Origin of the sequence: Pseudomonas sp. HN11, from assembly GCF_021390155.1 — a bacterium.
Lineage (GTDB): Bacteria > Pseudomonadota > Gammaproteobacteria > Pseudomonadales > Pseudomonadaceae > Aquipseudomonas.
Genome location: NZ_CP089985.1, coordinates 1270931 through 1293115, shown reverse-complemented (window position 1 = coordinate 1293115; position 22185 = coordinate 1270931). Strand labels below are relative to the sequence as shown.

The following is a 22185-nucleotide window of genomic DNA, read 5'->3' as shown; positions in this document are numbered from 1 at the left end:
CATTTGCAACGCCATCACCCCGCCATCAATCAATTTTCCTACGTCATCGAACCGCTTAAGCTATCCGGCGTCTGTTTAATGTCCGTTGCGTTTGGTCGAAGGCATGTCCGAACCGTAATTTCTGATCCGCTACGTGCCAGGAAAGGCGCGGGATTTGCTCACGACAGGTTGTCTCTATGCACCGCAGGAATTTGCTCAAAGCGTCCATGGCCATTGCGGCTTACACCGGTCTGTCGGCCAGCGGCCTACTCGCCGCCCAGGCCTGGGCCGGGAACCGTGCCGCCGATGGCAAGGCCGTGGCGTTCGATTTCGAAACGCTCAAGGCCCAGGCCAAACAACTCGCCGGGACCGCTTACAAGGACACCAAACAGGTACTGCCGCCAACCCTGGCGACCATGACCCCGCAGAATTTCAACGCCATCGGCTACGACGGCAACCATTCGCTGTGGAAGGAATTGAACGGCCAGCTGGACGTTCAGTTCTTCCACGTCGGCATGGGCTTCAAGACGCCGGTGCGCATGCACAGCGTCGACCCCAACACCCGCGAAGCGCGCGAAGTGCATTTCCGCCCGTCACTGTTCAACTATGAAAAAACCACGGTCGATACCAAGCAACTGACCGGCGACCTGGGGTTTTCCGGGTTCAAGCTGTTCAAGGCGCCGGAGCTGGACCGTCATGACGTGCTGTCGTTCCTCGGCGCCAGCTACTTTCGCGCGGTGGACAGCACCGGGCAGTACGGCCTCTCCGCCCGTGGCCTGGCCATCGATACCTACGCGAAAAAACGCGAAGAGTTCCCCGATTTCACGCAGTTCTGGTTTGAAACCCCGGACAGGAACGCCACCCGCTTCGTGGTGTACGCCCTGCTCGACTCGCCGAGCGCTACCGGTGCCTATCGCTTCGATATCGACTGCCAGGCCAACCAGGTGGTGATGGCGATCGACGCGCATATCAATGCACGCACCACCATCGAACAACTGGGCATTGCGCCGATGACCAGCATGTTCAGTTGCGGCACCCACGAACGCCGTATGTGCGACACCATCCACCCGCAAATTCATGACTCAGACCGCCTGGCCATGTGGCGCGGCAACGGCGAGTGGATCTGCCGCCCGCTGAACAATCCGGCCAAGCTGCAATTCAACGCGTTCGCCGACAAAGACCCGAAAGGTTTCGGCCTGGTGCAGACCGACCATGAGTTCGCCAGCTACCAGGACACCGTGGACTGGTACAGCAAGCGTCCGAGCCTGTGGGTCGAACCGACCACGGCATGGGGCGAAGGCTCGATCGACCTGCTGGAGATTCCTACCACCGGCGAAACCCTCGATAACATCGTCGCCTTCTGGACCCCGAAAAAGCCCGTGGCCGCCGGCGACTCGCTCAACTACGGCTACAAGCTGTACTGGAGTGCCCTGCCACCGGTGAGCACGCCGCTGGCCCAGGTCGATGCCACCCGCTCCGGCATGGGTGGCTTTGTCGAAGGCTGGGCACCGGGTGAACACTACCCACCGGTGTGGGCGCGCCGTTTTGCCGTGGACTTCAAGGGCGGCGGCCTGGATCGCCTGCCACCGGGCACCGGGATAGAGCCGGTGGTAACTTGCTCCCACGGCCAGGTCAAGGATTTCAGCGTGCTGGTGCTGGATAACATCAAGGGCTACCGCATCCTGTTTGACTGGTACCCGACCAGCGACAGCGTGGAACCGGTGGAGCTGCGTTTGTTTATCCGTACCCAGGACCGCACCTTGAGTGAAACCTGGCTGTATCAGTATTTCCCGCCGGCACCGGACCAGCGTAAGTACACCTGATGCACTGCGTTCCCACGCTTGCGTGGGAACGCCCCCCTGCGGCTCAGAACCGCGACACACTCTTCATCGCCCCAATCAAATAACGCATCGCCACCTGATCGTTCTCGGTCAGGGCGCGGTATTGCGCCAGCAATTCCACTTCATCCGAACTCAGCCTTCGGCCACCTAAAGACACCCGGCGGGCCAAAAAGGACGCCACCACACCCGCTACACCATAGGACTTGGCCATGGACTGCTTCTCCTGATATCCATCAAATACTCCCATTGCCCATCACCCGCCTCTCATGAAGCGCAATGCCTCAGTTAGCAAACCGACTGACTTCCTGGGCCAGAAACCAGACTTACCTTAAGCGTAGAAACCTTATTGCCGAGTGTGCGATTTTTTTAGAGTAATCACTTAAATAATTGTCTCGGTAACAAAGACCTACAGGCTTATCCCACCCTTTCATCCAAAAAAACCCACCGGGTCAGGGTGGGTTCTGGTGAAGCGTGCAGCCGTTCAATCTCGCAAATCAGACTCATGGATCGGCTGATCACGGTGCGTGGCGCGTTGGTACTGCGCCGGCCAGATTGCCTTGCGTCCACCCAGGTCATCGTCGGCATGCAGCGGCCAGTACGGATCACGCAACAGCTCACGGGCCAGGAAGATGATATCGGCCTGGCAGGTGCGCAGGATGTGCTCGGCCTGAGCCGGCTCAGTGATCATGCCAACGGTGCCCGTGGCGATGCCCGACTCTTTGCGCACACGTTCGGCGAAGCGGGTCTGGTAACCGGGGCCGGTCGGGATCTCGGCATTGGCGGCGGTGCCACCGGAGGACACGTCGATCAGGTCGACGCCCAAGTCTTTCAGGCGGCGCGCCAGCTCCACGGTTTCATCCGGGTTCCAGCCGTCCTCCACCCAGTCGGTAGCCGACACCCGCACAAACAGCGGCAGCTCCTGCGGCCAGACATCACGCACGGCCTTGGTGACCTGCTGCACCAAACGTATACGGTTTTCAAACGAGCCACCGTACTGGTCCTGACGCTGGTTGCTGATAGGTGAGAGAAATTGATGCAGCAGGTAACCATGCGCCGCGTGGATTTCCACCACTTCAAAACCGGCGGTCAACGCGCGCTTGGCGGCGGCGACGAAATCGGCGATCACTTGCTGGATCTGCCCTTCGCCCAGCTGTTTGGGTTGGGTGTGCTGAGGGTCGAAGGCAATCGGCGATGGCCCCACCGGGGTCCAGCCGCCCTCCTCCACTTTGACGCTGCCATGCTTGCCGATCCATGGCCGATGGGTGCTGGCCTTGCGCCCGGCGTGGGCCAGCTGAATGCCGGCCACCGCGCCCTGGGCCGCGATGAAACGTGTGATGCGTTGCAGCGGTTCGATCTGTGCGTCGTTCCACAGGCCCAGGTCCTGGGCGGTGATGCGGCCGTCGGCAGTCACGGCGGTGGCTTCGGTGAAAATCAACCCGGCGCCACCGACGGCACGGCTGCCAAGGTGGACGAGATGCCAGTCATTGGCCAGACCATCGACGCTTGAGTATTGGCACATGGGCGAAACCGCGATGCGGTTGAGCAGGGTCAATTGGCGCAGGGTATAGGGTTCGAGCAGCTGACTCATGGCGCACCTCTTCTGGGTTCTGTGGGCACTATTCAAACAGTGCTTAGAGCCTAGTCGACAACGCTGGAATGCACAGGGTTCAGAACCGAAAACGGGAGCCGATTGCCGACCCCCGTGTTGCAACAGCCTACATTTCGACCTGGGTGCCCAGCTCGATCACCCGGTTTACCGGGAGCTTGAAGAAGCGCAGGTTGCCGTTGGCGTTCTTCAACATAAAGGCGAACAAAGCTTCGCGCCAACGCGCCATGCCCTTGATCCGCGAGGCGATGACCGTTTCGCGGCTGAGGAAATAGGTAGTGCGCATCGGGCTGAAGTCCAGGTCATCCAGATGGCACAACTTCAGCGCTTGCGGTACATCCGGCTCATCGGTGAAACCAAAGTGCAGGATCACACGGAAGAAGCCTTCGCCGTAGGCATCCACCTCAAACCGCCGCGCGGCAGGGACGCGGGGAATATCCTCGTAGACCACGGTCAGCAGCACCACTTGCTCATGCAACACTTGGTTATGCAGCAGGTTGTGCAACAGCGCATGGGGCACGGCGTCCGGGCGAGCGGTGAGGAACACGGCGGTGCCCTGCACCCGATGGGGCGGCTGCACGCGGATACTGCTGATAAAGATCGGCAGCGGCAAGCCGCCTTCGTCGAGGCGCTCCACCAGCAATTGCTTGCCGCGCTTCCAGGTGGTCATCAGCACGAACAACACGATCCCCGCCAATACCGGAAAGGCGCCGCCCTGGATGATCTTCGGCACGTTGGCCGCGAAATACAGACCGTCCACCAACAGGCAGCACACCAGGACCGGCACCGCCAGGATCGGAGGCCACTTCCACAGCAGCAGCATCACCGCCGATACCAGGATGGTGGTCATCAGCATGGTGCCAGTCACTGCCACGCCGTAAGCCGATGCCAAAGCGTTGGACGATTCAAAGCCCAGCACCAGCAGGATCACCCCCACCATCAGCGACCAGTTCACCGCACCGATGTAGATCTGCCCCTGTTCGGCACTGGACGTGTGCTGTATGTGCATGCGCGGGATGTAGCCCAACTGGATCGCCTGACGGGTTAACGAGAACGCGCCGGAAATCACCGCCTGGGATGCAATCACCGTGGCCAGGGTGGACAACACCACCAGCGGGATCAGCGCCCAGCTCGGGGCCAGCAGGTAGAACGGGTTGCGCGCGGCTTCCGGGTCGCCGAGCAACATCGCGCCCTGGCCGAAATAATTGAGGACCAACGCCGGCAATACCAGGATGAACCAGGCGCGGGCGATGGGTTTGCGGCCGAAGTGGCCCATGTCGGCGTAGAGTGCTTCGGCGCCGGTCAATGCCAGCACCACCGCGCCGAGGATCGCCACGCCAATGCCGGGGTGAGCCTCGAAGAAACGCACGGCCCACATCGGGTTCATCGCACTGAGCACTTCAGGGTGCAGAGTGATGCCGTACACGCCCAGCCCGCCCAGCACCAGGAACCAGGTCACCATGACCGGCCCGAACAGCTTGCCGATGTGATCGGTGCCATGTTTCTGGATCAGGAACAGCGCCACCAACACCACCAGGGCGATGGGCACGACCCATTTTTCCAGGCCGTCGAACGCCAGTTCCAGGCCTTCAACCGCGGACAGTACGGAAATCGCCGGAGTGATCATGCTGTCGCCGTAGAACAGTGCCGCGCCACAGAGGCCGCACACCACCAGGAAACTGCGCAACTTCTTGCGCTCCCCGGCCGCCCGCCGTGCCAGTGCCGTGAGCGCCATGATGCCGCCCTCGCCCTGGTTATCGGCGCGCAACACGAACAGCATGTACTTGATCGACACCACCCAGATCAGCGACCAGAAGATCAGCGCCAGGATCCCCAGCACGCCGTCATGGTTGACCTGAACCCCATAACCGCCGTTGAACACCTCTTTAAGGGTGTAGAGCGGGCTGGTCCCGATATCGCCGTAAACCACCCCGACCGCTGCCACCAGCATGCCGATCGGCTTGGCGTTTGACTGCTCGGCACCTGCTGCCTGACTACTCGCGTGACCCATCAACCACTCCTGCCCTTTGACCTGAGGTCTTTTATAAATAACGCGTCTAAGCTGACCGTAGCATGCGCTGTTTTACTTCTCGTAACAGACGTTTTATTGACCCAGGGGTTTTACCTGTGTGCAACGGCGCGAAGCATAGCGCAGCACTCGTCGCATTTCCCTGCATAAAGCTGGTCAAGTGCGTTGCCCGTCGCTAGAATTGCGCACTTTTTGATCAGAGGCGCACCCAGCGCCCGTCCGCAGCCCTGTCGTGCCCGACTGGCGGCGTCATTCAATACCGAGGTTAGACATGTCCACCACCATCGCAAAAGCCAACCCCAAGGTTGGCTTTGTTTCCCTGGGTTGCCCGAAGGCTCTGGTCGACTCCGAGCGCATCCTCACGCAACTGCGTATGGAAGGCTATGACGTTGTGTCCACTTACCAGGACGCCGACGTGGTGGTGGTCAATACCTGCGGCTTCATCGATTCGGCCAAGGCGGAATCCCTGGAAGTGATCGGCGAAGCGATCAAGGAAAACGGCAAGGTCATCGTGACCGGCTGCATGGGCGTGGAAGAAGGCAATATCCGCAATGTGCACCCGAGCGTGCTGGCGGTGACCGGCCCGCAGCAGTACGAGCAGGTGGTCAACGCCGTGCACGAAGTGGTCCCCCCGCGTCAGGACCACAACCCGCTGATCGACCTGGTGCCGCCGCAAGGCATCAAGCTGACCCCGCGCCACTACGCGTACCTGAAAATTTCCGAAGGCTGCAACCACAGCTGCAGCTTCTGCATCATCCCGTCGATGCGCGGCAAGCTGGTCAGCCGTCCGGTCGGCGACGTATTGGACGAGGCCCAGCGCCTGGTCAAATCCGGCGTGAAAGAGCTGTTGGTGATCTCCCAGGACACCAGCGCCTACGGCGTCGACGTGAAATACCGCACCGGTTTCTGGAACGGCGCGCCGGTGAAAACCCGCATGACCGAACTGTGCGAAGCCTTGAGCAGCCTGGGTGTGTGGGTGCGCCTGCACTACGTTTACCCGTACCCACACGTGGACGAGCTGATCCCGCTGATGGCGGCCGGCAAGATCCTGCCGTACCTGGACATCCCGTTCCAGCACGCCAGCCCGAAGGTGCTCAAGGCCATGAAACGCCCGGCCTTCGAAGACAAGACCCTGGCGCGCATCAAGAACTGGCGCGAGATCTGCCCGGAACTGATCATCCGTTCGACCTTTATCGTCGGCTTCCCCGGCGAAACCGAAGAAGACTTCCAGTACCTGCTGGACTGGTTGACCGAAGCCCAACTGGACCGCGTCGGTTGCTTCCAGTACTCGCCGGTTGAAGGCGCCCCGGCCAACCTGCTGGACCTGGCCGTAGTGCCGGACGACGTCAAGCAGGACCGTTGGGAGCGTTTCATGGCGCACCAGCAGGCCATCAGCTCGGCGCGCCTGCAGCTGCGCATCGGCAAGGAAATCGAAGTGCTGATCGACGAAGTCGACGAGCAAGGCGCGGTCGGCCGCTGCTTCTTCGATGCGCCAGAAATCGACGGTAACGTGTTTATCGATGATGCCAGCGGTTTGAAGCCGGGCGACAAGGTCTGGTGCACCGTGACCGATGCTGACGAATACGACCTGTGGGCTGAAAAGCGCGACTGATTCGTCAATAAACTGAAAAAGCCCCGTCTCTGGAGAAGATACGGGGCTTTTTTAGGTCTATCGTTTTGCCCATCAGTGCCAATCGGCAAGGGGCAGCGGGCATGCGTCAGCATTCGGTTATCCACACACCTAAAACCAGCGATTACATCCAACTGGCGCAGATCTGGGAAGACTCGGTGCGGGCGACGCATGATTTCCTGCCGGACAGTTACATCGTGCTGCTGAAAAACCTGGTACTGACGCGCTATCTGGACGCTGTGATGTTGATTTGCACCAAGGATCCGCGCCAGCGTATCACCGGGTTTGCCGGCATCGCCGCGGGCAAGGTGGAGATGCTGTTTATTGCTCCGCAGCACCGGGGCCAGGGCCTTGGCCGGCACCTGCTACGGTATGCGATCGAACACATGAATGCCGACGAATTGGACGTGAACGAGCAAAATCCCCAGGCACTGGGTTTTTATTTCAAACAGGGCTTCGAGGTGATCGGACGCACGGAGCACGATGGCCTGGGTCAGCCGTATCCGTTGCTGCACATGCGTTTGCGCGAGGTGCAGCCGCAAGCGCGTCAAGGCTAAATGAAATGGGGCCGGGATTAACCGCGCCCACACAGGTACAATAGCCGCCCCCTTTTGTTACGGCCCTTGTCATGACTGACCCCATACGCCTCTCCAAACGCCTTATCGAACTGGTCGGTTGCTCCCGTCGGGAGGCTGAGCTGTTTATCGAAGGCGGCTGGGTCTCGGTGGACGGTGAAGTGATCGACGAGCCGCAGTTCAAGGTCACCACACAGAAGGTCGAGCTGGACCCGGAGGCCAAGGCCACCGCGCCCGAGCCGGTGACCATCCTGTTGCACGCCCCGGCCGGCGTGGATGCCGAGACGGCCATGGCGTCGATCAGCGCCGACACCCTCTCGCAAGAACACCGCTTCGGCAAGCGCCCGCTCAAGGGCCACTTCCTGCGCCTCACCGCCAGCGCCGACCTGCAAGCCAAGGCCAGCGGCCTGCTGGTGTTCACCCAGGACTGGAAGATCCTGCGCAAATTGACCGCCGATGCCGCCAAGATCGAGCAGGAATACGTGGTGGAAGTGGAAGGCGACATGGTTGCCCACGGCCTCAACCGCCTGAACCACGGCCTGACCTATAAAGGCAAAGAACTGCCCGCCGTCAAAGCCAGCTGGCAGAACGAGAACCGCCTGCGCTTTGCGATGAAAAACCCCCAGCCAGGCGTGATCGCGCTGTTCTGCGAAGCGGTTGGCCTCAAAGTCATCGCCATTCGCCGTATCCGCATCGGCGGCGTTTCCATCGGCAAGGTGCCGGTCGGCCAATGGCGTTATCTGTCTGGCAAAGAGAAGTTCTAAGCCGCTACCCTTTTTCCCGACACCGCCTCCTTTGCGCGGTGTCCTCAGTTGAATACCAGGATTGCCCACCATGATTCACAACGACGTACTGCGCAGCGTGCGCTACATGCTCGACATCAGCGACAACAAGATGGTCGAGATCATCAAGCTCGGCGGCATGGACGTGACCAAGGACGACCTGCTGACCTACCTCAAGAAAGATGAGGAAGAAGGCTTTGTGTTCTGCCCGGATGAAGTCATGGCGCACTTCCTCGACGGTTTGGTGATTTTCAAACGTGGCAAGGACGAAAGCCGTCCGCCACAGCCGATCGAAACCCCGGTGACCAACAACATCATCCTCAAGAAGCTGCGCGTGGCCTTCGAACTGAAGGAAGATGACATGCACGCCATCCTCAAGGCCGCCGAGTTCCCGGTGTCCAAGCCTGAGCTGAGCGCGCTGTTCCGCAAGTTCGGCCACACCAACTATCGCCCGTGCGGCGACCAGTTGCTGCGCAATTTCCTGAAGGGCCTGACGCTGCGCGTCAGAGCTTAAAGCAGCTATAAGCTTCACGCTGCAAGTTAAAAGCTTGTGGCTTGTAGCTTGCAACTTGAGGCTCCAGCAATGGCCTACAACGTCTCGCCCGTCGGCTTCGTGCGCTCCTGCTTCAAGGAGAAGTTCGCCATCCCACGCCAACCGCAGCTGGCACCGGCCGCCCGGGGCGTGCTGGAGCTGGTGGCGCCGTTCGACGGCGGCGAGGCCGTACAGGGCCTGGAGCAGGTCAGCCATGTATGGTTGCTGTTCCTGTTTCACCAGGCGCTGGAAGACAAACCCCGCCTGAAAGTGCGCCCACCGCGCCTGGGCGGCAACACCTCCATGGGCGTGTTCGCCACCCGCGCTACCCACCGGCCCAATGGCATTGGCCAGTCAGTGGTGAAACTGGACAAGGTCGAGCCGGGGCGGCTGTGGATTTCCGGGATTGATCTGCTGGACGGCACGCCAGTGCTGGATATCAAGCCGTATGTGCCGTATGCCGACATTGTCGACACGGCCACCAACTGTATCGCCAGCGCCGCACCGCAGCTGATTCCGGTGCAGTGGCTCAAGACCGCCCTGCAACAGGCACAAGCCCATGCCCAGTGCCTGGGCGAGCCACTGGTGGAGCTGATTGATCAGTGTCTGGCGCAGGATCCACGGCCGGCGTATCAAACACCGGGGCCGGAGCGGGAATACGGGGCGCGGTTCTGGGATGTGGATGTGCATTGGCACTATCCGGAGGCTGGGATGATTTGTGTGCTGGAAGTGCTTCCAGCCACCTGAAGAAAACGGAAACAAAATGTGGGAGCAAGCCCGCTCCCACATTTTTTTGATCTGTGTTTTTACTAACCCCGGATCACTTCTCGACGAACGCACGCTCGATCAAGTAATCACCCGGCTCACGCATCCGTGGCGAAACTTTCAGGCCGAAGTTGTTCAACACTTCGCTGGTTTCGTCCAGCATGCTTGGGCTGCCGCACAGCATGGCGCGATCGTCCTCTGGGTTGATCGGCGGCAGGCCGATGTCGCTGAACAGCTTGCCGCTGCGCATCAGGTCGGTCAGGCGGCCTTCGTTTTCGAACGGCTCGCGGGTCACGGTCGGGTAGTAGATCAATTTGTCACGCAGGGCCTCGCCGAAGAATTCGTTCTGCGGCAGGTGCTCGGTGATGAATTCGCGGTAGGCGACTTCGTTGACGTAACGCACGCCGTGGCACAGGATCACTTTTTCGAAACGCTCGTAGGTTTCCGGGTCCTGGATCACGCTCATGAACGGCGCCAGGCCAGTGCCGGTGCTGAGCAGGTACAGGTGTTTGCCCGGCTTCAAATCATCAAGCACCAAGGTGCCTGTCGGTTTTTTGCTGATGATGATCTCGTCGCCTTCCTTCAAGTGTTGCAACTGGGAAGTCAGCGGGCCATCCGGCACCTTGATGCTGAAGAACTCCAGATGCTCTTCCCAGTTCGGGCTGGCAATGGAGTAAGCGCGCATGAGCGGGCGGCCGTTGGGCTGTTGCAGGCCGATCATCACGAACTGACCGTTCTCGAAGCGCAGGCCCGGATCGCGGGTGCACTTGAAGCTGAACAGAGTGTCGTTCCAGTGATGAACACTGAGGACACGCTCGTGGTTCATGTTGCTCATGTACGGGGGACTCCTGGAAATGGGTCTGCGCCAAATGTAGTTGCGCAATTGCACAGCATTCTAATGGCGGCGACAATATCTGTTAACTGGATTATTAAGATAAGGGTTATCGGTTATATCGATATGCGATTTACTCTCCGTCAACTGCAAGTCTTCGTCGCCGTCGCCCAGCAGGAAAGCGTCTCGCGCGCTGCTGGCCTTCTGGCCTTATCTCAATCCGCCGCCAGCACCTCGATTACCGAGCTGGAGCGCCAATCCAGCTGCCAATTATTCGACCGCGCGGGAAAGCGCCTGAGCCTCAACGCCCTCGGCCATCAGTTGTTGCCCCAGGCGGTGGCGCTGCTGGACCAGGCCAAGGAGATCGAGGATCTGCTCAACGGCAAGTCCGGTTTCGGCTCCCTGGCGGTCGGCGCCACCCTCACCATCGGTAATTACCTGGCCACGCTGTTGATCGGCAGCTTCATGCAGCAACACCCCGAGAGCCAGGTAAAGCTACATGTGCAAAACACTGCCCATATCGTGCATCAGGTGGCGCACTACGAAATTGACCTGGGTCTAATCGAAGGCGACTGCAGCCACCCGGACATCGAGGTGCAAACCTGGGTGGAAGATGAACTGGTGGTGTTTTGCGCGCCGCAGCATCACCTGGCCAAACGTGGCGTGGCGAGCATGGACGAGTTGACCCATGAGGCATGGATCCTGCGGGAACAAGGCTCAGGCACGCGCCTGACCTTTGACCAAGCCATGCGCCATCACCGTAGTGCGCTGAATATCCGCCTCGAGCTGGAGCATACCGAGGCAATCAAGCGGGCGGTGGAATCTGGATTGGGGATTGGCTGCATTTCTCGGCTGGCACTGCGCGACGCGTTCCGCCGTGGCAGCCTGGTACCGGTGGAAACCCCGGATCTGGACCTGGCCCGGCAGTTCTACTTCATCTGGCATAAACAGAAGTACCAGACCTCGGCAATGCGCGAATTCCTGGAACTGTGCCGCGCTTTCACCGCTGGGGTTCAACGCAGCGACGAGATCGTGCTGCCGAGCATTGCCTGAGGGTCAGATCAGGATCACGGCCCACACCAGGGTGATCATGGTCAGCGCGACGAATTGCGCGGCGCTGCCCATGTCCTTGGCATTTTTCGACAGCGGGTGGCGATCCAGGGAGATGCGGTCGATCGCCGCTTCCACCGCAGAATTGAGCAACTCGACGATCAACGCCAGCAGGCACACCGCGATGAGCAAGGCGCGCTCGACCCGGCTGACATTCAGGAAAAAGCTCAGCGGGATCAGAATCACGTTGAGCAACACCAACTGGCGGAACGCCGCCTCGCCGGTGAACGCCGCACGCAGACCATCCAGGGAATAGCCCCCAGCATTGAAGATACGTTTGATACCGGTTTGACCCTTGAAAGGCGACATAGACGTAGGCAACTGAACCAAAGGAGTGGGGAAACTAGATCACGCAAAGTCAAAAAAGCGTGAATAGGTAACAGCTTAATGTTGCGAAATTGACTCAAGTTGTTGCAAGAGCAGCGCTGCCTGGGTGCGCGTACGCACGCCCAGCTTACGGAAGATCGCCGTAACGTGGGCCTTGATGGTGGCTTCCGACACATTCAGCTCGTAGGCAATCTGCTTGTTCAACAAGCCTTCGCAGACCATGGTCAGCACCCGGAATTGCTGCGGTGTCAGGCTGGCAAGGCCATCACGGGCAGCCTTGGCTTCGTCGGACACGTTGATTTCTTCGAACGCTTGCGGCGGCCAGGACACATCCCCATCCAACACAGTACGTACGGCTTTCTGGATATCTTCCATACCGCTGGACTTGGGGATGAAACCACTGGCGCCAAACTCCTTGGAGCGCACCACCACGTCAGCTTCTTCCTGGGCCGAAACCATCACTACGGGGATCTGCGGGTATTGACCGCGCAACAACACCAATCCGGAGAAGCCATAGGCGCCGGGCATGTTCAGGTCGAGCAGCACCAGGTCCCAGTCGGATTTTTCGGTGAGACGGGCTTCCAGCTCAGCAATGCTGGCCACTTCGACCAGACGCACGTCAGGGCCGAGGCCCAATGTCACTGCTTGATGCAGCGCGCTGCGAAACAACGGGTGGTCATCGGCTATCAGGATGTCGTATGTGGCCATTGATTAAATGATCCTGTTTTCAGGGGGCCCCTGATCGGCGCCCAGCATGCCCAGCGTAGCCTGGAGGGTCAAGCGCTACGCCCGTGGGCATTTTAGCGGGTTGCGGGTTCGTGGTGCCATCATGCAAACGTCGTCTGGTTATACCGTCGGAAGATAAGGAGCAAGGCGCGTATGAACAGTGTCCGTCGGATCCAGCGGCAGCTGGAACTTGGCGGCCAGGTAATGGGTGCTGAATACATCGAGGTAGGCGTCCAGGACTTCACTGGCTACCCGATCATCCGCCAATTCAAGACACAGCGCGGCGACTTCGGCGGTGCAGAAGTGATCGTCGCGCTTGGAACGACGCAACTTGTAGCGCGACAGCTGTTCCGGCGCCAGGCTGAGCACCGGCAAATGCTCCAGGTAGGGGCTTTTGCGGAACATCTTGCGCGCTTCACTCCAAGTGCCGTCCAGCAGGATGAACAGCGGGCGCTTGCCCTCCTCCACCTTTACTTCACTGACAACACGCTCCGGCGCGACGAATTCGCCGGGGAACACAATATAAGGCTGCCACTGAGGGTCGGCCAGCAAGGTCAGCAGGTCAGGATCGACTTCGGTGCGCGACCAGGCGAACGCCGTGGTGTCATCAATTACATCAGCGATCAGCCAGCCGGTATTACTGGGTTTCATGGGTTCCACGTCATGCATGAGCAGGCACATCGCTGAGGTTGCGGCGACTTTGGGCCGCCAGCCACACAGGCAGTACTCAGGAATGACCCGGCAGCCGGGGCAGCGTTCGGCACGCGAGCCACGATTCAGGAACGGACGGACGGCACGGGCCAGGCGCTGGGTGCGCAGGCGGGAAACAGCGTGGCTCATCGGATGCGGCGGTGGGACGGGTAAATCGACACGGTGAAAACTCGTGGACGGCTGAAGTGGCGGCAGTTTACCAGCGATACGCCTGGCTGTAGTGGCCAGGGCTCACCTATAATTGCGCGCCACTGAACGCACAGCGCAGTGGCTGGTCTATGCACCAGTAACCGAATCAGGAGAGTTTCATGCTGCGTTCCATGCTGCGCCTTGTCGCCCCATCCGTCGCCCTCGCGCTGGTACTGCCCGTGTGCGCCCAGGCGGCCTCGCTGCTGGAGGCCCAAATGAACCGGAAGCTGCAAAGCGTCGCGGCTGAAAGCAACAAGGACCTGCCACGGGAAATCGACGAAAAGACCCTGGAAGTGGCCTACACCGTCGAAGGCATGCAACTGATCGATCACCTGAGCGTCTTGCCGGATCGCGCCGAACAGATGCGCGCCAATCCTAAGGCCGTGTATTTCCAGCTCGGCCAGAGTGTATGCCTGAACAAGGGCTACCGCGAGCTGATGGCCAAGGGCGCGGTGATGCGTTACGAAATCACCGAGAACAAGACCAACCGTCCTGTGGCCTCGGTAAAGTTCGTGGAAGCGGATTGCCCGGCACCCGCTGCGGCAAAAAAGAAAAAGTAACGCCTTGGCCTTCGCGCGCTGCCGTTCGGCGGCGCGCACTCCTCCCCGCGTCAAGTCCTCGCTGGCAGCTAGACTCCGTACTGAGTGACCAATAAGTGGTTGCCAGCCAAGGGTTTTCCGGCCCATGATCAAGTCATCCCGATCTTTCATTCACAGCGTTTTTCATGCTGCTCTGTAACATTTTCAGGGCAAAAGAAAGTTGCCCCCCTGCGGCAAACAGCGACACAAGCAGTGTCGTGACCTCCGGCGAAGGTGCCCTGCAAGAAGGAGAAGTTGAATGCCCTATGAACCGAATGACCGCCTGCTCCGACATTTTGAACAACACGGCACCGACCTCACGCAGCAGGTCGACGCACAACTCCAGCTGATCGCCCCCAACAGCCCGAATATCCCCTTATATCGCGACATGATCCTCACTGTGCTGCGCATGGCCCAGGACGACCGCAACCGCTGGAACGCCAAGATCACCCTGCAAGCCATTCGCGAGTTGGACAACGCCTTTCGCGTGCTTGAACAATTCAAGGGTCGTCGCAAGGTAACGGTATTCGGCTCGGCCCGCACTCCGGTGGAAAGCCCGCTGTATGCGTTGGCCCGCGAAGTCGGCGCGGCGCTGGCGCGCTCGGACCTCATGGTGATCACCGGCGGCGGTGGCGGCATCATGGCCGCCGCCCACGAAGGCGCGGGCCTGGAACACAGCTTGGGGTTCAACATCACCCTGCCGTTTGAACAGCATGCCAACCCAACGATTGATGGCACTGAAAACCTGCTGTCCTTCCACTTCTTCTTTACTCGCAAGCTGTTCTTCGTCAAGGAAGCCGATGCCCTGGTGCTATGCCCAGGCGGCTTCGGCACCTTGGATGAAGCATTGGAAGTGCTGACCCTGATTCAGACCGGCAAGAGCCCGTTGGTCCCGGTGGTGCTGCTGGACGCGCCGGGTGGCGGGTTCTGGCAAGGCGCGCTGGACTTTATCCGTAGCCAGCTGGAGGCCAATCGCTACATCCTGCCTACCGACCTTAAGCTGATACGCCTGGTGTACAGCGCCGAAGAGGCGGTGGAAGAGATCAACCAGTTTTATGCCAACTTCCACTCTACCCGCTGGCTGAAACGCGAGTTTGTGGTGCGCATGAACCATCCCCTTAGTGAAAGAGCATTGGCCCACTTACAGAGTGAGTTTGCCAGCCTGCGACTAAGTGGAGAGTTCCAGCAACTCGCGTATACCGGCGAGGAACATGATGAACCGAGGTTCAGCCATTTAACGCGGCTGGTGTTCAACTTCAATGGGCGCGATCAGGGTCGGCTGCGGGAATTGGTGGATTACATCAATTTGCCGGAGAACTGGGCACAGGCTCAGGGTAAGGCACAGCAGCGGGTGGCGCCGGAGCCGGCGTGATTTTTTGAGGGCAAAAAAAAAGACCCACTATTTTCATAGTGGGTCTTTTAGGTGACGTCTCGGGTGAAGTTGTGGTGACGCAATTGGGGCTGCTGCGCAGCCCCGCGCGAGACAAACCCGCTTACTACAACAGCTCGTTCAGTCGTCCATGTCTCGGCCGCTCAATAAGCGGCTGATCATCTCCATTGAGAACCCGCGATAGCTGAGGAATCGCCCCTGCTTCGCCCGTTCCTTGGCATCAATCGGCAGATGGCCAGAGAACTTGCGCCGCCAGGTATCTTCCAACTGCGCCTGCCAACTGATCCCGCACTCGCGCAAGGCAAGGTCAATATCCGCGCGTTGCAGGCCACGCTGGCTCAGTTCCTCGCGAATCCGCGCCGGGCCGTAGCCGGAGCGGGCTCGGTAGGAAACAAAACTTTCGAGGTATCGGGCTTCGGAAAGCAGCCCCTCTTCCGTCAAGCGGTCGAGGGCCGTTTCGATCATTTCGGGCTCCGCACCGCGCTGACGCAACTTGCGCGTCAGCTCGACTCGACCATGCTCGCGGCGAGCGAGCAGGTCCATTGCAGTGCGCCGAACGGCGACGAGTGTATCCAGTACAACTGTCATCGTTTGCTTCAGATGTCAGTGTCAGCTTCTTCCACTTCTTCAACCGGATCGCGGTTGGCGGCAGCTTTCACGTCTGGAGCGGCGGTCAGCAGCTTGTCGCGAATCTGCTTTTCAAGCGTAGCAGCAATGTCCGGATTGTCCGCCAGGAACTTGGCCGAGTTGGCCTTGCCTTGGCCGATCTTGCTGCCGTTGTAGGCATACCATGCACCGGATTTCTCGACGAAACCGTGCAACACGCCCAAGTCGATCATCTCGCCGTTCAGGTAGATACCCTTGCCGTAGAGAATCTGGAACTCGGCCTGACGGAAAGGCGGGGCCACTTTGTTCTTCACGACTTTAACGCGGGTTTCGCTACCCACAACCTCGTCACCTTCTTTCACCGCGCCAGTACGGCGGATATCCAGACGGACCGAAGCGTAGAACTTCAGCGCGTTACCGCCGGTGGTGGTTTCCGGGCTGCCGAACATCACGCCGATCTTCATACGGATCTGGTTGATGAAGATCACCAGGCAATTGGCGTTCTTGATGTTACCGGTAATTTTACGCAGCGCCTGGGACATCAGACGGGCTTGCAGGCCCACGTGCATATCACCCATTTCGCCTTCGATTTCAGCCTTGGGCACCAGGGCAGCCACGGAATCGACCACGATCACGTCGATGGCGTTGGAGCGCACCAACATGTCGGTGATTTCCAGGGCTTGCTCACCGGTGTCCGGCTGGGAAACCAGCAGGTCGTCAACGTTGACGCCCAGCTTGCCGGCATATTCAGGGTCCAGGGCGTGCTCGGCGTCGACGAACGCACAGGTGGCGCCCATTTTTTGCGCCTGGGCAATCACCGACAGGGTCAGGGTAGTCTTACCGGAAGATTCAGGACCGTAGATTTCGACAATACGGCCTTTTGGCAGGCCACCAATGCCGAGCGCGATGTCCAGACCCAGAGAGCCAGTGGAAATAGCCGGGATCGCCTGACGGTCGTGATCGCCCATACGCATTACGGCACCCTTGCCGAATTGACGTTCGATCTGACCCAGGGCCGCAGCCAAGGCTTTCTTCTTGTTGTCGTCCATTAAAGTCCTCACGTAATCAATAAGGCCTGGTCGGCCAACACCTGTATAAGTAGACAGTATTGTTCCACAAAGATCAGAGATCGCCTACCCCTGATTTTCTATTTCTGCTGCAGCTCGTCGCAACAAGCCCTCTAGCGCGGCCTTTACCGTTTGTCGGCGGACCTCATCGCGGTTGCCGGTGAAGTGCTCAAGCTCGGCCGTTATCTCTTCGCCCACGCCAAACGCCAGCCATACGGTGCCGACCGGTTTGTCTGGCGAACCACCGTCCGGCCCTGCCACACCACTGACGGCGACAGCAAACCGCGCCAGGCTTTTTTCCTGGGCGCCACGGACCATTGCCTCCACCACTTCCTGGCTGACCGCCCCCACTTTTGGAAACAACGTTTCCGGCACATTCAACTGCCGGGTCTTCTGGCGGTTGGAATAGGTGACGTAACCCGCCTCGAACCAGGCCGAGCTTCCCGGGATCCGCGTGATGGCTTCCGCGATACCACCGCCGGTACAGGACTCGGCCGTGGTGACGTGAGCATTGAGCACCTGTAAACGGCGACCCAGTTCAGCAGCCAGTTGAGTGATTTCCTTCACGGTCGTCTCCAGATGTGGGTGGGGATTTGCCTACCCTACAGGAGCAAATCGCCCATGCAAGCGACAGACTGGAACAAGAGATTAACGGGCGACAGCGCGCACGTAGGCCTGGCAGGCACGCAAGGCAATCAGGGCGCTGTCGCCGTCGTCGGTGATGCGGATAATTCGCTGAGCATGCGCCGGGTCAAGTCGGGCTCGCGAGGTTGCATGAACCACGCCGCCGGCGGCGGTGGCGGCTGGCATTGGGCAGCCACTGGAAGCGTCGAGAAGGACTGACAACCGCACATCAGCAGTGGCAATGCGGTCACGCAAAGCTGCTTGAGTACGTTGGGCATCGCTCAACTCCCGGGCATGTTGTTGGTCGATGGCACTGAGCTGTTGCTCAAGGGCCAGCCGCTTGTCTTGTTCGGCCTGCTGTTGCTGCAGGGCTGCCTGGGTCTGTATTGCTGACAAGTGTTCAATCTGCGCCCCGTACCGCCACGCCTGCACCTGCCAGACAACAGCCAACAGCACGCATACGCCAAGCACACCTAGGAAACGCATAGCACCGCCTTGGCCCGCGCCCACAACTGCAAACGGTCCTCCAGGCCATTGAGCCCGCCGTTGATACGCCGGGTGATGGTGGTGAACTGGTCCTTGTCGGCGAGTTCATTCAAGCCATTGCTTTGCCAGAACCAGGCGGCGGATTCACAAGCCCATTGCGGTTGCTCCAGTAATTCGGGTTGTCGCAGCAAGCGATCATCACCGAACAGCGCCTCGCTGCAGGCCAGGTAGTTGCGGCGACCGGTGATCTGGATCAGCCCCCGGCCCCTGTACTTCTGGCCGTCGCCGTCCGCTTCAGGGGTGTTGCCCAGGCGTGCGGCCAGGGTGCCGGTGTCGTACTTGCTCAAATAAGTATCGCTGCCGAGTTCGCGCACGTAGCGCAGTTCGCCGGACTCGTGACCGATCTGCGCGAGAAAAGCAGCAGCGCGCAGTACGCTGTTGATTTCGTACCGAACAAAAGTCGCATTCAGCGCGGTTGAAAAAAGGCCCGCCATACGGCGAGCGCCTGGCATGATTTGAATCAATTGAGGCTGCGTTATCAACACCACAGTCACCTTGAAAGCCCCCCTAGGTAGACAAACCAACGTCCGTGTTGGAACTGCGATAGGCACTGACCATTCCAGCCAGGTGCAACGAACTCGCGCCCCCAGTGATTAAGAAGATCACCCAGGTACGCCAATTCGCCAGGTCGTCCTTGTGCCACCAACTGGCGATCACCGCCCCAACGAGGCCCGCAATCAACAATTCGAACCTGTCGATCTTGTCGAGCAGGCGCTGTAAATACTCCATGCGCTCGACTCCGTGGAGCATGACTTGAATTGGAACGGCCCCAGCAGCACTCCCAGCTCGGAGCAATGGGTGTGGTGGAGCCGAAAACGAAAAGGCCCCGATCATGTCGAGGCCCTGAACAGGTGCGTGGTCTTTCCCGCAGTCAGCCAAAGATCAGCCCAGCGTCGACGCCCCAATGCATCGATCTCGCCAATACAGTCTCGCGCCACTCTGGAAGTCTGGTGTGAACAGAGCGCACGGGCTGCCGGTTTTTTTCCGTAGCGCTGCACTACCGGCTTATCAGCGTCCAGGCATCCCCCGAAGGGCCACCCTGGCTGTGGCGAGCCTGAATCAGAAATGAAAAAGCCCAGCGCGACGGCTGGGCTCTATTACGCAGAGAGGTAGAAGATCATGGAGTCCAGTAAGCAATCTTGCCACCTGCACCAACAGCTACAAAATTGCCATTGCCGTAGGCGACGCTCCGGATATCGGTTCCTGCGAAAGTGTTGGCTTGCTGAACCCAGCCGATCCCATCCTCGGAAACGGCTGTCTTGCCGCCGTCGCCGACAGCTACATACTTGCCATTACCGTAAGCAATGTCGCGGATGATGGTTCCACCGAAACTGGTATCTGCAACAGCAGTCCAGTTAAGCCCATCGGGTGAATATGCCATCTTGCCATCCGCACCAACGATAAACATTTTCCCGTTGCAAAGCTTCATGGAAAGGATGGTGCTAGTGCCGAAGGTGCTGGTTCTGGTCGAGAATGATTGCGAATCACCCGTCGCCATCTTCACAGCGCTAAGCAGCTTCCCATTCGATCCCGCAACCAACACAAAAACGCCAATGACGTTGACGCAGTGCACAGTCTCGCCAGAAGTGAAGGTCGTAGTGCGCTCCACCTGGCCTGACCAATCGCCATAACGGGAAAAGACTTTACCGTTAGACCCAACCAGTATCCAGGTCGCGTCGCTGCCGGAAATTGGCTGATAATACACAATGCCTTGCAAGTCTCCGGACACGCGAACAGTTGCCGTAATGTTTGTCCAAGCCCTTTCAGGGCGTGCTGTGCTGCCGTAGACCACATTGCCGGATTGAGAAAGGGCTTGAAGCTGTGTCCCAAGACCGTTCCAGTACAGATCGTTGAGGACCTTTCCGCTATCAGAGGTGACGACGTCCTTAAGCGTGGTCCACGCTGTACCAGTCGCGCCTCCGCTGACAAGCTGAGTGGTTGTGGGAAGACCGTTGCCACCAGCCGCATAAAACTTGCCATCCCCAAAAACCACGCGCCTAAGCATGCCGGTGTTATCCACCGGTTGCACTTGGGTCCAAAGATCTTGCAAGGTTTGAGACGCCGAATTTGCGTTTTCCATTTTAAACTCCGTTACTTAGCTGATTTAAGTTCAGGCCTCTATATTGGGCGTATGGCGCTCATCGGCGATTGCTCGAGGCTCGCGGCCTTCACATGATTCAGCGTCCCACATCGGGAACATTTGATCTGGAGCTCTGTAAACCCACCCGTGCGGGCGAGAAGTCGGTTGCAGTTACCGCATCTGAATTCTTTCAACATCTGCAAATTCCTTTTACTGAACCACCTTTTCCGTGTGATTGAGTAGGAAGCGGCGTTACATTCGCCGCCCTCTCACACCCACCTACACACAGGTCCGTAGACGGCGGCATGCCTGCGGGATCTTTGAGCAGAGACAGTCCGAGGTAGAAGTTCTGGGTGAAGGAAACAATCCAAGTGTCATAGTCCGTTTCCGCACTGCTGAGCACGGAAGGGGCCGCGACAATCGCAGTGGGCAAGTCGCATTGCTCGGGCGGCAAGCCCCAGCGGTTATCCAGGGCCAAATCCATCAGTCGGCTGGCCAGGTCGCAGGCGTCAAAGGGCGTCGAGCCACTGACGACCGTGGCCTTGAGTGAAACCGACAAGACATGCGCCTTGCGCCCGGCAAGGGAGCGAACGCCCGGGCCATTGCGCTCCACGCTGATCAAAATGCCGGTTTTGTCGCCCGTGTCGGAGAAGTCATGGTGATTACCGACCCGTAGTTGTGGGAACGCGCGCTTCAGCGCGTCCCCAATCACCCTAGGCAGTTGGGACGGTTTTTCGAGAAGTGTCATCTGCTTGCATCCTTGCAGCGGTTACTGCTGATCCGGGCGGGAGTTCGAGGCCTGGTTGACCCCGATGCGCTTGGCCGCCCAGCGTTCATAAAGGCCGATGGCCACGTCCGCACCGGCCATGGCGGTCAGGCAGCCAATGGCGCCGGCTGTCCAGATCGACATGCCGGCGGCGTAGCACAGCATCAAGGCCGAGACCCCGCAGACCATGCACGCCCCGGACCGCAGGGCCAGGCGCCGGACCAGCGACCAACCGCGGGCGCCCTCTTTGTCGGCGCGCCACATTTCGCCGGACACCCCGCCAATCAGGGCTAGTACGATCACCAGCCAGATAGGCATTTCCGCTAACGCTTGCTGCTCGTTTGTCATGTCACGCCTCCTGGCTGAGCACTACCGGCACAGGGCCGGCTCTTGGTAAATCCATGTGTAGGTAGGCATTCCAAAAAGCCCGGTTACCCGGGCTTTTCAGTAATACGGTCCATATCCGATCCTTCGGCGCTACTGGCGCGGTACGGATCTTTCCTCGATGTTTTTCCGACCACGATCCCTGTCTGCCGGATAACTGCTTCTGGTGCTTTACGCTGCACACCCGGGTCAGTTGCCAACCCTCTGAACCGTTAAGGCCGGTTCATCGCTGCCTGTTCTTGTAAAGCGGTGTAACTAAAGAGCGTCGGCATCCTTGCCGGTGTTGCTGGCGTCCTTGCCATCGCTCGGATGGCGTCCTTGCCGGTGTTGCGTGCCTTCCTTGTCTTCCTGGCAGCATCCTTGCCGCCTCCACCAGACCTTTGTTGGCTGGCTTGAGATGAAGAATATGCATGTATGCATATACAGTCAATGCACAAATGCATTTATTTTTACTTTGACAATGCATGGATGCATCCCAACCTTACAGGCAAAGGGTTTGGTGGGTTTTCA

The 22185-nt window shown here is 59.4% G+C and carries 25 protein-coding genes and 1 pseudogene; 9 read left to right on the top strand and 17 right to left on the bottom strand.

The features are described 5' to 3' along the window. Nucleotides 1-176: 176 nt before the first annotated feature. Nucleotides 177-1802: a glucan biosynthesis protein D gene (locus LVW35_RS05850; protein ID WP_233894186.1), complete on the top strand. Its 1626-nt coding sequence runs from the start codon at nt 177-179 to the stop codon at nt 1800-1802. A 43-nt stretch (nt 1803-1845) separates the two neighbouring features. On the opposite strand, the gene LVW35_RS05845 is transcribed toward LVW35_RS05850, so the two are convergent. The 3 genes from LVW35_RS05845 to LVW35_RS05835 all read right to left on the bottom strand — a co-directional run bounded on the left by LVW35_RS05845 (nt 1846) and on the right by LVW35_RS05835 (nt 5437). After that, nucleotides 1846-2031, bottom strand: a complete 186-nt coding sequence (locus tag LVW35_RS05845) for a hypothetical protein (RefSeq protein WP_233894185.1) — start codon at nt 2029-2031, stop codon at nt 1846-1848. Nucleotides 2032-2301: 270 nt separating this feature from the next. Next, a complete protein-coding gene (locus LVW35_RS05840) occupies nt 2302-3408 on the bottom strand; it encodes an NADH:flavin oxidoreductase/NADH oxidase (RefSeq protein ID WP_233894184.1) in 1107 nt (368 codons plus the stop codon). A 127-nt stretch (nt 3409-3535) separates the two neighbouring features. Then, nucleotides 3536-5437, bottom strand: a complete 1902-nt coding sequence (locus tag LVW35_RS05835) for a potassium transporter Kup (protein WP_233894183.1) — start codon at nt 5435-5437, stop codon at nt 3536-3538. A 289-nt stretch (nt 5438-5726) separates the two neighbouring features. Between LVW35_RS05835 and rimO the strand changes: the two genes are divergently transcribed. The 5 genes from rimO to tsaA all read left to right on the top strand — a co-directional run bounded on the left by rimO (nt 5727) and on the right by tsaA (nt 9721). Then, nucleotides 5727-7067 (top strand): 30S ribosomal protein S12 methylthiotransferase RimO, encoded by a 1341-nt coding sequence (rimO, locus tag LVW35_RS05830; protein ID WP_003231334.1) that lies wholly within the window; start codon nt 5727-5729, stop codon nt 7065-7067. Nucleotides 7068-7168: 101 nt separating this feature from the next. Then, nucleotides 7169-7642, top strand: coding sequence for a GNAT family N-acetyltransferase (locus LVW35_RS05825; RefSeq protein WP_233894182.1), 474 nt, complete (start codon nt 7169-7171; stop codon nt 7640-7642). 71 nt (nt 7643-7713) lie between these two features. Then, nucleotides 7714-8424: an rRNA pseudouridine synthase gene (locus tag LVW35_RS05820; protein ID WP_233894181.1), complete on the top strand. Its 711-nt coding sequence runs from the start codon at nt 7714-7716 to the stop codon at nt 8422-8424. Nucleotides 8425-8494: 70 nt separating this feature from the next. Further along, nucleotides 8495-8956, top strand: coding sequence for a DUF1456 family protein (locus LVW35_RS05815; RefSeq protein ID WP_010212675.1), 462 nt, complete (start codon nt 8495-8497; stop codon nt 8954-8956). Between the two features lie 69 nt (nt 8957-9025). Continuing rightward, nucleotides 9026-9721 carry a tRNA (N6-threonylcarbamoyladenosine(37)-N6)-methyltransferase TrmO gene (tsaA, locus tag LVW35_RS05810; protein WP_233894180.1) on the top strand — a complete coding sequence of 232 codons (696 nt, stop codon included), beginning with the start codon at nt 9026-9028 and terminating at the stop codon, nt 9719-9721. Between the two features lie 73 nt (nt 9722-9794). On the opposite strand, the gene LVW35_RS05805 is transcribed toward tsaA, so the two are convergent. Continuing rightward, nucleotides 9795-10574: a ferredoxin--NADP reductase gene (locus LVW35_RS05805; RefSeq protein WP_233894178.1), complete on the bottom strand. Its 780-nt coding sequence runs from the start codon at nt 10572-10574 to the stop codon at nt 9795-9797. A gap of 123 nt (nt 10575-10697) precedes the next feature. On the opposite strand from LVW35_RS05805, the gene LVW35_RS05800 reads away from it, so the two are divergent. After that, nucleotides 10698-11624, top strand: a complete 927-nt coding sequence (locus LVW35_RS05800; protein ID WP_010212678.1) for a LysR family transcriptional regulator — start codon at nt 10698-10700, stop codon at nt 11622-11624. Nucleotides 11625-11627: 3 nt separating this feature from the next. Here LVW35_RS05800 and LVW35_RS05795 read toward each other — a convergent pair whose 3' ends face one another. From LVW35_RS05795 to LVW35_RS05785, 3 genes are all read right to left on the bottom strand, one after another. Then, nucleotides 11628-11990: a diacylglycerol kinase gene (locus LVW35_RS05795; RefSeq protein ID WP_003172176.1), complete on the bottom strand. Its 363-nt coding sequence runs from the start codon at nt 11988-11990 to the stop codon at nt 11628-11630. 75 nt (nt 11991-12065) lie between these two features. After that, nucleotides 12066-12716 (bottom strand): response regulator transcription factor ErdR, encoded by a 651-nt coding sequence (gene erdR, locus LVW35_RS05790; protein ID WP_233894177.1) that lies wholly within the window; start codon nt 12714-12716, stop codon nt 12066-12068. Nucleotides 12717-12854: 138 nt separating this feature from the next. Continuing rightward, on the bottom strand, nt 12855-13574 hold the full coding sequence (locus LVW35_RS05785; protein WP_233894176.1) for a tRNA-uridine aminocarboxypropyltransferase: 720 nt from the start codon (nt 13572-13574) through the stop codon (nt 12855-12857). A gap of 179 nt (nt 13575-13753) precedes the next feature. On the opposite strand from LVW35_RS05785, the gene LVW35_RS05780 reads away from it, so the two are divergent. Then, nucleotides 13754-14194, top strand: coding sequence for a PA3611 family quorum-sensing-regulated virulence factor (locus LVW35_RS05780; RefSeq protein ID WP_010212685.1), 441 nt, complete (start codon nt 13754-13756; stop codon nt 14192-14194). 277 nt (nt 14195-14471) lie between these two features. Next, on the top strand, nt 14472-15584 hold the full coding sequence (locus LVW35_RS05775) for a TIGR00730 family Rossman fold protein (protein WP_233894175.1): 1113 nt from the start codon (nt 14472-14474) through the stop codon (nt 15582-15584). 138 nt (nt 15585-15722) lie between these two features. On the opposite strand, the gene recX is transcribed toward LVW35_RS05775, so the two are convergent. The 10 genes and pseudogenes from recX to LVW35_RS05725 form a co-directional block, all read right to left on the bottom strand. Further along, nucleotides 15723-16190, bottom strand: a complete 468-nt coding sequence (gene recX / locus LVW35_RS05770) for a recombination regulator RecX (protein WP_177005311.1) — start codon at nt 16188-16190, stop codon at nt 15723-15725. 8 nt (nt 16191-16198) lie between these two features. After that, nucleotides 16199-17257: a recombinase RecA gene (gene recA / locus LVW35_RS05765; protein WP_233894174.1), complete on the bottom strand. Its 1059-nt coding sequence runs from the start codon at nt 17255-17257 to the stop codon at nt 16199-16201. A gap of 84 nt (nt 17258-17341) precedes the next feature. Next, nucleotides 17342-17842, bottom strand: a complete 501-nt coding sequence (locus LVW35_RS05760; protein ID WP_078047145.1) for a CinA family protein — start codon at nt 17840-17842, stop codon at nt 17342-17344. Between the two features lie 81 nt (nt 17843-17923). Continuing rightward, the gene (locus LVW35_RS05755) at nt 17924-18385 is read right to left on the bottom strand and encodes a lysis system i-spanin subunit Rz (RefSeq protein ID WP_233894173.1); all 462 of its coding nucleotides are present in this window, start codon (nt 18383-18385) and stop codon (nt 17924-17926) included. Then, the gene (locus LVW35_RS05750; protein ID WP_100491395.1) at nt 18373-18930 is read right to left on the bottom strand and encodes a glycoside hydrolase family 19 protein; all 558 of its coding nucleotides are present in this window, start codon (nt 18928-18930) and stop codon (nt 18373-18375) included. Before LVW35_RS05750 ends, LVW35_RS05755 begins: the two co-directional genes overlap by 13 nt. A 58-nt stretch (nt 18931-18988) precedes the next feature. Continuing rightward, nucleotides 18989-19174: pseudogene (locus tag LVW35_RS05745) on the bottom strand (MFS transporter); the annotation flags it as partial. A 388-nt stretch (nt 19175-19562) separates the two neighbouring features. Further along, the gene (locus LVW35_RS05740) at nt 19563-20525 is read right to left on the bottom strand and encodes a hypothetical protein (RefSeq protein WP_068936980.1); all 963 of its coding nucleotides are present in this window, start codon (nt 20523-20525) and stop codon (nt 19563-19565) included. A gap of 38 nt (nt 20526-20563) precedes the next feature. Then, the gene (locus LVW35_RS05735; protein WP_080589265.1) at nt 20564-20722 is read right to left on the bottom strand and encodes a zinc finger domain-containing protein; all 159 of its coding nucleotides are present in this window, start codon (nt 20720-20722) and stop codon (nt 20564-20566) included. Next, on the bottom strand, nt 20716-21273 hold the full coding sequence (locus LVW35_RS05730) for a hypothetical protein (protein WP_233894170.1): 558 nt from the start codon (nt 21271-21273) through the stop codon (nt 20716-20718). The genes LVW35_RS05735 and LVW35_RS05730 overlap by 7 nt, the downstream gene beginning before the upstream one ends. Before the next feature lie 21 nt (nt 21274-21294). Next, complete coding sequence (locus LVW35_RS05725) at nt 21295-21639, bottom strand: phage holin family protein (RefSeq protein ID WP_233894169.1); 345 nt, start codon at nt 21637-21639, stop codon at nt 21295-21297. Between the last annotated feature and the right edge of the window lie 546 nt (nt 21640-22185).